Annotated in this window: 9 protein-coding genes and 1 pseudogene; 4 read left to right on the top strand and 6 right to left on the bottom strand. The window is 63.1% G+C overall.

All coding sequences use genetic code 11. The features are described 5' to 3' along the window. Positions 1–204: pseudogene (locus tag AUR66_RS21670) on the top strand (hypothetical protein); the annotation flags it as partial. Between the two features lie 47 nt (positions 205–251). Here the strand turns inward: AUR66_RS21670 and AUR66_RS21665 are convergent. The 6 genes from AUR66_RS21665 to AUR66_RS02775 all read right to left on the bottom strand — a co-directional run bounded on the left by AUR66_RS21665 (position 252) and on the right by AUR66_RS02775 (position 4,808). Further along, a complete protein-coding gene (locus tag AUR66_RS21665) occupies positions 252–413 on the bottom strand; it encodes a hypothetical protein (RefSeq protein WP_197409658.1) in 162 nt (53 codons plus the stop codon). A gap of 118 nt (positions 414–531) precedes the next feature. Then, positions 532–915, bottom strand: coding sequence for a DUF5811 family protein (locus tag AUR66_RS02795; protein WP_058571000.1), 384 nt, complete (start codon positions 913–915; stop codon positions 532–534). Between the two features lie 87 nt (positions 916–1,002). Continuing rightward, positions 1,003–1,851, bottom strand: a complete 849-nt coding sequence (locus tag AUR66_RS02790) for a sensor histidine kinase (protein WP_082682105.1) — start codon at positions 1,849–1,851, stop codon at positions 1,003–1,005. A gap of 166 nt (positions 1,852–2,017) precedes the next feature. Then, a complete protein-coding gene (locus tag AUR66_RS02785; protein WP_058570998.1) occupies positions 2,018–2,491 on the bottom strand; it encodes a pyruvoyl-dependent arginine decarboxylase in 474 nt (157 codons plus the stop codon). Positions 2,492–2,665: 174 nt separating this feature from the next. After that, a complete protein-coding gene (gene pan2 / locus AUR66_RS02780) occupies positions 2,666–3,904 on the bottom strand; it encodes a proteasome-activating nucleotidase Pan2 (RefSeq protein ID WP_058570997.1) in 1,239 nt (412 codons plus the stop codon). Positions 3,905–4,334: 430 nt separating this feature from the next. Further along, the gene (locus tag AUR66_RS02775) at positions 4,335–4,808 is read right to left on the bottom strand and encodes a deoxyuridine 5'-triphosphate nucleotidohydrolase (RefSeq protein WP_058570996.1); all 474 of its coding nucleotides are present in this window, start codon (positions 4,806–4,808) and stop codon (positions 4,335–4,337) included. Positions 4,809–5,011: 203 nt separating this feature from the next. Here AUR66_RS02775 and AUR66_RS02770 point away from each other — a divergent pair, with 203 nt between their 5' ends. From AUR66_RS02770 to AUR66_RS02760, 3 genes are all read left to right on the top strand, one after another. Further along, complete coding sequence (locus AUR66_RS02770) at positions 5,012–6,979, top strand: aconitate hydratase (RefSeq protein WP_058570995.1); 1,968 nt, start codon at positions 5,012–5,014, stop codon at positions 6,977–6,979. 171 nt (positions 6,980–7,150) lie between these two features. Next, the gene (rimI, locus tag AUR66_RS02765; RefSeq protein WP_058570994.1) at positions 7,151–7,639 is read left to right on the top strand and encodes a ribosomal protein S18-alanine N-acetyltransferase; all 489 of its coding nucleotides are present in this window, start codon (positions 7,151–7,153) and stop codon (positions 7,637–7,639) included. 113 nt (positions 7,640–7,752) lie between these two features. Continuing rightward, entirely contained in the window at positions 7,753–10,965 is a 3,213-nt protein-coding gene (locus tag AUR66_RS02760; RefSeq protein WP_058571001.1) for a bacterio-opsin activator domain-containing protein, read from the top strand. The last annotated feature ends 31 nt before the right edge of the window (positions 10,966–10,996 follow it).

Genomic DNA, 10,996 nt, shown 5'->3' with positions numbered 1-10,996 from the left:
GGAACGCTCACCGACCTGCCAGTCTCGCCCGTCGTCGGTCTGAGCGGACTGTTCTCCGTCGCGGTTCTCGCGTACGGACTCTTCGTCGCCGGGCCGACAGCGTCGGCCGAATCGAGACACGATTCGGGAGAGCGGCCACTCGAATCGGTGGACCTCACAGGACCCGACGACGCCGGACAAAGACGCCGTCACCGAGGCGTCTGACGCTGACTCGAAACGACTGATTCTCCTGCGCTCTCCCGCGTTCGAACTCAGGGGCGATTCCACTCCCAGAACCAGTACGCCGCCCCGAACAGCATCAGTCCCGCCCCGAACGCAGACGTGGCAGGTTCGGGGAAGATGAACAACAGGAACCCGACGATGATGAGCGTCGTCGGACCAATCTCGTCCGCGTAACTGGTGAGAGAGACCATACCCACAGTACGCACTGGTGGGTCAAGTGCGTTGTTGCAATTTTGACACGGTGAAAATTCGAACGCGGCAGCGAGTTCGCTGTCGACCGGCGTGAGACGAAACGCGAGGGGACCCGAGTTACCGAGCGGCGGGTGTGATGTCGTCGCCGACGGCGCTCATTACCTGAAACGCCGCGCTGGCGGCGAGTCCGCGTGCGACTTCGTCACGGTCCTCGTCGGTGAGGCCCGCGTCGAGTTCGTCGGCGTCGGGCGAAAAGCCGGCGCTGACGGGGTGGCCGACGGGTGGGTGCACCGCGACAGTCGCCAGTGGACCGTTCGGGCCCGTGGAGAGTTCCGACCCGACGGCGAACCCCTCGGGAAGGTACGATTCGGTTCGAGAAACGATGCCGGCGACCACTCGCCGGAGCGAGTCCATCTGTTCGCCCGTGAGTTCGGCACCGTGAGTCGGTTGACCGGCACCAGTTACGCCGGGAGCGCCCGCATATGGGTTGTTCCCGTTCATCAGTCGTCAGAGATACGGGGAGGACGTGTAAAAAGGCGTCGTCAGTCGTGATTGTCTCCGGGTGTGTCGAAATCGTGGCTGTGAGCCCTACGAACCGGCCACTGGGACCAAGAGGACGACAGACGTCCCGTTCGACGGCAGAGCCTCGATGTCGAGCGACCCGCCGGACGCCTCGACGATGGCGCGAACCAACCACAGACCGACGCCACTCGTATGCGTCAGCGGGGTTTCGGTCCCCGAGACCAGCGCTTCGCGCTCGACGTCCGGGATTCCCGGTCCGTCGTCGGTGACGGCCACGCGAGCCATCTCGCCGACGCGGCGAACCGTCACGCCGACTGTCGGCGCGTCGCAGTCCGAGTGGACTGCCGCGTTGTCGAGCAGTTCCATGATGCTCCGCGGTAACGCGGGGTGAACCTCGACGGGGAGGGTCGCTGGTGCCGACACGTCGACAGAGATGCCCGGGTATTCGAGCCGAACGTCGTCGACGGCGTCGGCGACAGCGTGGGAGAGGTCGACTCCGACGGTGCTCCCTTCGGCCTCTTCGACGGCACGAAGCAGCGATACTTCGTCGCTCACTTCGACGAGACGGTTCGCTCGTTCTCGAATCGCGTCCACCGGGTCCACGTCGTCACCGACGTCCGCACGCGGTTCGACGAGTTCGGCGTACCCCAGTATCGCAGTGCAAGCGTTCCTGATGTCGTGTCGGAGGATACGGTGGAGGACGCTCGTGTGGGCGTTCCTCGATTCGAGACGAGACGACGCACGGGAGAGTTCTGCGTGGCTCTGGTCGACCATGACGTAGACGAGACCCGCGGAGATGAAGACGAACAACCACCCTTTCGCCGTCTGCACGAGGAGGTGGTTGGGGAGTTGTTCGACGAACCAGTCACCGAGTGAGACCCACAGGAGCCCGAAGACGGCGTAGATAATCGCAATACGCCGTGCAGACAGGCCGAATGGACTCACCTCTCTCATACTGAGGGATTACCACACCGGGTGATGAGTGCGTCGGTCAGGATAGCACACGGTTGGTATGCAGTTGGTACTCAGTTGGCGTGTATCCGAACCGGTCGGCCCCGCCGCGGTGCGTGGTCGGGTCTTCTCAGAAGATGGATTCGCTCTGCCCGTAGGCGGCGACGGTGACGACAGTGGTGTATCCTTCACCCTCGTGTTCCGCGGCCGTGAGGGCCACCTGTTCGTCGTCGAACTCCCAGTCGCGAAGGTTGCGGCCAGCGTCGAGGCCGGCGAGGATTGCGTCGCGAACGCTCTCGTCGTCGGTTCCGGACGCTTCGTAGAACAGACCGGGACCAGAGCCAGTCGCCCACCCGAGACCTGCGACGACGCGTTCGCCCGGTGTCGACGTCGTTTCGCGCGCTTGAACGACCGTCAAACGGTTGCCGGCGGGGCCGAGGTCCGGCGCGACGTCGACTGCTTCGACCGTCGCATCCGCGGGGACGACAGACGAGACGGCGACGAGATTGTAGTTGTGGATATTGGCGGCAGCGAGGGCGGCGTCGTACGACGCCATCTCCGTCGGGGCGGTTCCGACCCCACGGACGACGCGAATCGTGTTCATGACTGAACGAGAGCGTGGGCTCAAAAGGGGGTTACGAATGAGACCGACTAAATCGGAAGTAAAGCCGCCGCTGTCTCCATATTAGGGGGTAACCGCGGCGACGACTCGATATCGAACGTCGGCGACGAGGACTTCGGACGACGACAGGAGTGTCTCGGGAGTGTCGCCGTCGGTTCAGTACTGGTAGTCGGTGAATCCCGAGATGGGGCCGGTTCCAGACTCTTCGACGTTGGCGAGTTTCTCGTGGGCCGCCTCGAAGTCGGCCTCGGTGACTTCGGTGCGTTCGTCACGGATGGCGAACATGCCCGCTTCGGTCGTGAGCGAGGCGATGTCGGCACCAGAGTAGTCGTCGAGTTCCTCGGCGAGGGCGTCGAGGTCCACGTCGGCGGCGACGTTCATGTCGCGAGTGTGGATATCGAGGATGCGGCGACGACCCTCGACTGCTGGCTTGGGCACCTCGATGAGGCGGTCGAACCGGCCGGGCCGGAGAATCGCCTCGTCGAGCATGTCGAAGCGGTTCGTGGCCGCGATGATGCGAATCTCGCCGCGGTCGTCGAATCCGTCCATCTCCGAGAGGAGTTGCATCATCGTCCGCTGGACTTCGGCGTCGCCAGAGGTCTTCGAGTCCGTCCGTTTGGACGCGACGGCGTCGATTTCGTCGATGAAGATGACCACCGGTTCGCGTTCTGCGGCGAGTTTGAACAGGTCGCGGACGAGGCGTGCGCCCTCGCCGATGAACTTCTGGACGAGTTCGGACCCGGCCATCTTGATGAACGAGGCGTTCGTCTCGTTGGCGACGGCTTTCGCCAGCATCGTCTTCCCGGTCCCGGGTGGGCCGTAGAGGAGGACGCCTGACGGCGGGTCGATGCCGACTTTCTCGAACATCTCGGGGTTCTCGAGTGGTTGTTCGACTGCCTCGCGGACCTCGCGAACCTGCTCGTCGATGCCGCCGATGTCGTCGTAGGTGACCGTCGGCGACTCGACGACTTCCATCGCCTGCGCGCGGGCGTCCGTCTCGTCGTCGAGAATCGTCTGCACGGCGAAGGAGTCGTTGATGGCGACGCGGTCACCGGGTTCGATAGCGTCGCTATCGATGGTCGGTGCGAAGTCGGTCAAGACCTCCTGGTTGTTGCCGTGTTGTTTGATGATGACGCCGTCGTCGGTCAGTTCTTCGACGGTGGCGATGTAGTACGAGGCAGTCTTCAGCGCCTCGTTACGGGCTTTCATCTGTTCGACTTCCTCGACCAGTTCCGCGTGCCGGTCGTCGGCAGATTGCAGTCGTTGGTCGAGTTCCCTGTTGACCTCGATCATCCGTTCGACGTGTTGGCGGAGTGCAGAGAGACGCTCTGCATCCGACATGTCGGGGTCCAGATCGAGATGAGGGCGTTCTGGAAGAGATGGACTCCGGGACATCAGTAATTAGCCGGATTTAGGGACGCGCGTAAATGTGCCTTTGGGTCACAGAACCCGAGTGCCTCACTCGAAGGGCTTTACTTCGAGCAGAAGGCACGTCGACGGCGTCGGTGAAAATCGTCTCTCTCGCACGTGTCGCGCCCGCCCCTCCGTGAGCGGGCGCGCTTGCTCACACGTGCTGAAAGTGGGCCGGAAGGAAGTTGCGGAGGTAGGTAATCACGGGTTCGCCCCTCGTTCGTCCCGTCTCATGTGGCCTCCGCAGGTCGATAGTATGTCGTCCAGTAACTTGAAACAAATTCGTCGTCCGGGAGAACGTCACCGCTACGGACAGGTGGGTAACAATGTGGTATGTACAGAGAGTCAGTGAATCGTGTCGGTTCGGGTTCTGCGTGGAATCGACCCGCATCCAGTTGACCGAGCGTCGCGTCGACTACTCAGTCCGTTCGCCCTGATAGCTTCCGTCGTAGGTGCCGTCGTGGTTCGCGTCCGTGAGGACGATTTGGGCGACGCGGGCGCCGCGTTCGAGTTCGATGGGGTGGTGAACCTGCAAGAGACCCTCGCCTTTCCCCTCGTACCCGGCGTCCCAGACGGCGGTGTTGAGCATACACGAGTTTCGCATCAGCGACGAGCGTGGGTAGATGAACCCAACGTGTTCTTCGGGGATGTGGACCGTCTCGGCGTACTGGAGGACGTAGCCACCAGGTTCGAGACGATACGTCTCCGTGTCTGGGTCGGCGAACTCGAGGGGCCGTCGTTCACCGATGGTCTTTCCCTCCCGGCCGAGGCGTCCGGGTTCGACCTGTTCGAGGACCGATTCGAGCGTCAGGTCGACGCCGTTCGGTTGGACTTGCTCGTCGGTGACTGGCGAGATGTGCTCCGCGACGAAGGAACCGGAACGGTACATATCTGCTCAGAGTCGACAGGGTGCAAAATGGTGCCGAACTCGGGTCGTCCAGCGCGTCACTTGGGTGCGAATATCATTGGGGAACCAACAAGGAATTTAATGTCCCTTAGACGCTAGAAACCCGGAGACGGCGCTATTCTTCACGTTCGAAGATAGGGAAGTACGCGGGATTTATATCCGAGGACCATCGACACTCGGGTGTTATGGGACAGACGCTCACGGAAAAGATTCTCTCGGATCACCTCGTCGAGGGTGACCTCACCCCCGGAGAGGAAATCGGAATCGAAATCGACCAGGTCCTGATGCAGGACACGACTGGGACGATGGTGTGGCTTCAGTTCGAGGCACTCGACCTCGACGAGGCACAGACCGAACTCGCTGCCCAGTACTGTGACCACCAGACCTACCAGTTCGACTTCAAGAACACGGACGACCACCGCTTCCTCCGCTCTGCGGCCGGCACATATGGTGCGCACTTCTCCCGACCGGGCAACGGTATTTGCCACAACGTCCACAAGGAGAACTTCGCTGCGCCCGGCAAGACCCTCCTCGGCTCTGACTCGCACACGCCGACCCCCGGTGGTCTCGGCCAACTCGCTATCGGTGCAGGTGGCCTCGACATCGCCGTCGCCATGGGCGGTGGCGCCTACTACGTCGAGATGCCGGAAGTCGTCAACGTCCGCCTCGAAGGCGAACTCCCCGAGTGGTCCTCCGCGAAGGACATCATCCTCGAGATGCTCCGCCGCGAGACCGTCAAGGGTGGCGTCGGCAAGGTCTTCGAGTACACCGGCCCCGGTGCTGAGTCGCTCAGCGTCCCCGAGCGCACGACCATCACCAACATGGGTACGGAACTCGGCGCAACCTCGTCCATCTTCGAGACGGACGAGAAGACGAAAGACTACCTCGAACGGCAGGGCCGCGGCGACGAGTACGTCGAACTGACGGCCGACGACGACGCCGAATACGCCGACGAAATCGTCATCGACCTCGACGACCTCGAACCCCTCATCGCCTGCCCGTCGATGCCGGACAAGGTCGTTCCCGTCCGCGAAGTCGCTGGCAACAAGGTCGAACAGGTCCTCATCGGTTCCTGTACGAACGGTGGCTACGAGGACATCCTCCCGGCCGCGAAGATGTTCAAGGGCCGCGAAGTCGCGAAGCACCTCGAGATGATCGTCGCACCCGGTTCGAAGCAGGCCGGCGAGATTCTCGCCCGTCAGGGCTGGACGGCAGAGATGATGGCCGCCGGTGTCAACGTCTCCGAGGCGACCTGTGGACCGTGTATCGGTATCGGCCACGTGCCCGCCTCCGACTCCATCTCCCTGCGTACCTTCAACCGCAACTTCGAGGGTCGCTCCGGTATCGAAGACGACAACGTCTACCTCTGCTCGCCGGAAGTCGCCGCCGCCGCGGCACTCAAAGGCGAAATCATCGACCCGCGTGACCTCGCCGACGAACTCGGTGACCTCGAAGCACCCGGCGTCGAACTCCCCGAGAAGTACGACGGGGCGAAGACGGACCTCATCTACGCCGAAGACGCTATCGACGACGAACTCATCAAGGGACCGAACATCGGCGAAGTTCCGCTTCAGGACCCGCTCGGCGCCGAAGTCGGCGGCGAAGCACTCCTGAAGATGGAGGACAACATCACGACCGACCACATCATCCCGGCGACGTCCGACATCCTCAAGTTCCGCTCGAACATCGAGCGCCTCTCGGACTTCACGCTCTCGCGCGTCGACGAGACGTTCGCACAGCGTGCCAAGGACGCCGGTAACGGTGTCCTCGTGGCCGGCGAGAACTACGGTCAGGGTTCCTCCCGCGAACACGCCGCGATGTGCCCGATGTACCTCGGTATCGAGGCAGTCTTCGCGCAGTCGTTCGCGCGCATCCACAAGGCGAACCTGTTCAACTTCGGTATCGTCCCCCTCGCAATCGACGAGGAGACGTACGAGAAGCTCGAGCAGGGCGACGACATCGAAATCGTCGACGACGTGGCCGCCGCAGTCGAATCCGGTCAGGAAGAGTTCACCATCCGCGTGAACGACGACTGGGAAGCGACGGCGGAACTCAACGCGTCCGAGCGTGAGCGCAACATCCTCGCGGCCGGTGGCAAGCTGCCCCTCACGAAGCAGCAGGCCGAAGGCGGCGCAGCACCCGCGGACGACTAAGTCCACACCCACACTCCTCACATTTTTCGACCGGCGAGCGACTGCACCGTGAGCGTCTGTCCCGGGCGCGGTTCTCCCGCAGTCTCGCGGGGCGCGTCTGCCGCAGTCCCAGTCGACGAACACGTCGGCAGGCCCGTCGCGTTTTTGCATCCCCACCGCTTAGCGGCGAGTGTGACGGAGTTCGACGACGCCCTCGCCGACGACGTAATCGTCCGACGGGCCGAGCGTGCCGACTTACTCGACGTTCTCAGAATCGAGCGAGCGTGTTTCTCTGAGCCGTGGCCCTACTCGGCGTTCGAACTCTTCGTCGACGAACCGGCGTTCCTCGTCGCCGCGCGGGGAACCGAGATACTCGGATACGTCGTCGCCGACGTGATGCCGAACCACGGCAACGACATCGGCCACGTCAAAGACCTGGCAGTCCGCCCGGAGGCACGCGGAAACGGCCTGGGACGGCGACTCTTACTCGACGCGTTGACGGCGATGACCATTGCCGGTGCCGCCGTCGTCAAACTCGAAGTTCGCGCTTCGAACGAACCGGCACGAAACCTCTACCAGAGTGTCGGCTTTCGTCCCGCCCGCCGAGTACCGCGATACTACGGCGACGGAGAAGACGCCTTCATCATGGTCCTCGACATCCACGACTGGCAATCTCGCTGACCTCGGGCCACAAAGTCAAAAACGAATGACACGAAGGGGGTGCAGACCGTGGGAGTACTTATCACACTGCTTCTCGTAGTGCGCATGTGTCACCGTCTGGTGCGGTCCTCTGTGTGAGTGACGACGGAGCATTCGCAGACTCGCTTCAAACGTCACTCGAAGCACTCTCAACGGAACTGGCGGTTCGCCACGTTCGAACCGCAGGTTCGGCCCGCGCAGAACTGCTCGCTTCGAGCGACGACATCCAGTGTGTCGTGCTTACCACCCCCCTCGTCGAGAGCGACGGCCTCGAATTCCTTCGCGACGCCCGCGAGAGCGACGCGACCCTCCCGCTCATCGTCGCGGCCGACGAACAATCGTTCGTCCAGGACGCTGTAGATGCCGGTGCAACAGACTACTTCATTCGCGAGGGCGACGCCGACCCACTGTCGTGGCTGGGGTTCCGCGTGCAGAAGGCCATTTCTGACCATCGTATCGAGTGTTCGAACCAGGCCCGCCTCGAACAACAGCGGGTCGTCTCGGAAGTCGGGACCCGCGCACTGACGACCGTCGACCTGGACGAAGTACTCCAACTCGCCGTTCGTCGCGTGGGCGAGACGCTCGGTGCGGACTCCGTGTCGATTCTCGAACGACTCGACGAACCGAACACCTTCCGCGTCGCCGCCGGGACCGGATGGGCCGAGACGTTCGTCCACCAACCAATCGTCGCCGACGAGAAGACGCAGGCGATGCAGACGTACCAACGCGGACAGTCTATCGTCGCCGACGACTTCGACGCAGACGAACGGTTCGACCACTCAGAAGCGTTCACCTCGACAGGATTCGGGAGTGGCATGTGCGCCCCTATCGGGAGCGACGCGAGTCGGTGGGGAGTCATCGGCGCCCAGGCGTTCGAATCGGGTGAGTTCACCGACGACGACGTGCTGTTCCTCGAAAATATCGCCGCCGTCATCGGCGCGGCGGCCGACCGGCACGAACTCAAAGACGCCCTCTCTGAAGTGCTGGGCCGAATCGACGAGGCGGTGGTCGCGTTCGACACCGACTGGCGACTCACTTACGTCAACGAAACCGCAGAGGAACTCTTCGAAGAACCCGCCACCGACCTCTTCGGGCGAGAGATGCACGACCTCACGCCGGAGTCGGGGAGATTCCGGGGGGAGTTCAAGACGGCGATGCGGACCCAGCAGACCAGGACGTTCGAGGCGTACTCAGAAAACTCGGACACGTGGTACAACATCAAGGCGTACCCATCTGAGACAGGGCTCTCTGTCTACTTCACGGACATCACCGAACAGCACGAACGGGAGACGGAAATCGAGCAGTACGGGCGGATGCTCGAAGCCGTCGCCGACCCTGTGTACGCCTTGGACCGGGACGGCCTGTTCACGGCCGTCAACCCAGCGTTCGAGCGTCTGACCGGTCTTCCACGCACGGAGATACTCGGCGTCTCTGCGAGTTCCCTCTTCGACGAGACGGTCGACGACAGCGACGAGGTGTTCTTCACCGCCGCGAACCAAATCGTAGAGTTCGAACTGGAGAGAGCAGACGGCGAAGTCGTACAGGTCGAAAACCACCGGACGCCGCTCGTCGTCGACGGGAAATCGATTGGGTCGGTCGGCGTGTTGCGCGACGTGACAGAGCGACATCGCTACGAACGACTGCTCGCGACACTCCACGAGCGCACGCGTGAGATGATGAGTGCGACGGACCGCGAGACGGTCCTCAACGATGCCGTCGCGGCCTGTGACGAGGTGCTCGGCGACGCACGGACAGAACTGTTCGTCTTCGACGAGACCAACACGGCACTCACGCGCGTCGGTGAAGCAGGGACGGGACTCGGCGACAAACCACTCGGTGTCGGCCTGACCGAAGGAGGCGTCTGGGATGCCTTCGTCGCCGGCGAAGTCTCCGTCGTCGAAATCGCCCCCGACGGTGGCATCGTCGAAGGTGTCGAACGGGTTATCGCGGCCCCAGTCGGGCGACACGGCGTCCTCGTGACCGGCCATCCGGGAACCACCGCACCCAGTGACGTGGACGTCGAACTCGTGAACTTGCTCGTAGCCACCGTCGAAGAACTGTTAGAGCGCATCGACGCGGAGTCCGAGTTGCACGAACGTGACCGACGTCTCGCCGAACAAAACGAGATACTCCGGCGACTCGACCAGGTCAACACGACCATCAGAAGCATCAACCAGTCGCTCATCCGCGCGCCGACGCGAAGTGACGCGCTCTCGGCCGTCGGAAAGCATCTCGTCGAGACCGGACCCTACGCCGTCGTCTGGCACGTCGACTCTGACGAAGTTGGCGGCGAGTTCCATCCGAACCCAGAGGCGATTCACGGGGCAGATACCGCCTACGCCGACCGACTCAGTGAAGTCGCCTCGTCTGGCCCCCTCGCGGACCTCCTCGACACCGCCGTCGAGACGCAGACGATGCAGACAGTCGACGACGTGCTCAACGACCCGACGTGGGCCGACCACCGCGGGGACGCACTCACCTACGGGTTCCGGTCGCTCGCGGTCATCCCTGCGGTTGCAGACGACCGAATCGAAGCGCTGTTCGTCGTCCACGCGTCGGACCCCGACGCACTGTCGAACGAAGACGGACTCCTCGCCGAACTGGGTGAAACCACCGGGTACGCGCTCGCGACGACGAAACGTGCCGGTGCGATGCTGACAGAACGCCGGACGCAGGTGCAAGCCCGCCTCGGCGGTGACCGTCTGTCACTCGCGCGTCTGGCACGGCGAGTCGACCACGGCGTCGGACTCACGGGCGTCCTCCCGAAGTCCGACGGGTCGGTCATCGCGTTCGTCGTCACCGACGCCGACCCGGAGGCGGTGGTCGAAGCAGGCAGCGAGATTGCGACGCGCGTGCGACTGCTCTCGGAAGACGAGACGGGGAACCTATTCGAGATACGACTCCCACGCGAGTCGCTCTTCGAGACGCTGTACGCCTCGGAAGCGACGCTCCGGGAACTCCACTCGACCGGACACCAGACCACGCTCACCGTAGACGTCCCCGAACGGATTCGAGTCCGTTCGTTCATCGACACCCTCGACGCAGACTACCCGGGGACGACCCTCCTGTCCCGACGGACTGTCACACAAGCAGAAGAGTCACCGCAGACGTTCCAGTGGAAGATTCGCGACGAGTGGACCGACCGGCAGTTCGAGTCGATTCGAGCGGCCTACCTCGCGGGGTTCTACGAGTGGCCGCGTCGGAGTACGGCCGAGGCACTCGCGGAGACGTTCGACATCAGCGCACCGACGTTCCAGTACCACCTGCGGGCCGCAGAGCGGAAGCTAGTCGATAGCGTCTTCGAGTGACGTTCACTGCCATACCATCTGATTCTCAGTC

The sequence above is a fragment of the Haloferax profundi genome, assembly GCF_001469865.1.
GTDB lineage: Archaea > Halobacteriota > Halobacteria > Halobacteriales > Haloferacaceae > Haloferax > Haloferax profundi.
Note: the sequence above shows the minus strand (reverse complement) of the source record. Positions and strands in the feature narration are given on the sequence as shown.

Bases quoted from the DNA above. Each gene is read 5' to 3' on its own strand.
- AUR66_RS02785 (WP_058570998.1), bottom strand. From the start codon at position 2,491: ATGAACACGATTCGCGTCGTCCGTGGGGTCGGAACCGCCCCGACGGAG.
- AUR66_RS02770 (WP_058570995.1), top strand. From the start codon at position 5,012: ATGGGACAGACGCTCACGGAAAAGATTCTCTCGGATCACCTCGTCGAG.
- AUR66_RS21665 (WP_197409658.1), bottom strand. From the start codon at position 413: ATGGTCTCTCTCACCAGTTACGCGGACGAGATTGGTCCGACGACGCTC.
- AUR66_RS02775 (WP_058570996.1), bottom strand. From the start codon at position 4,808: ATGTACCGTTCCGGTTCCTTCGTCGCGGAGCACATCTCGCCAGTCACC.
- AUR66_RS02795 (WP_058571000.1), bottom strand. From the start codon at position 915: ATGAACGGGAACAACCCATATGCGGGCGCTCCCGGCGTAACTGGTGCC.
- pan2 (WP_058570997.1), bottom strand. From the start codon at position 3,904: ATGTCCCGGAGTCCATCTCTTCCAGAACGCCCTCATCTCGATCTGGAC.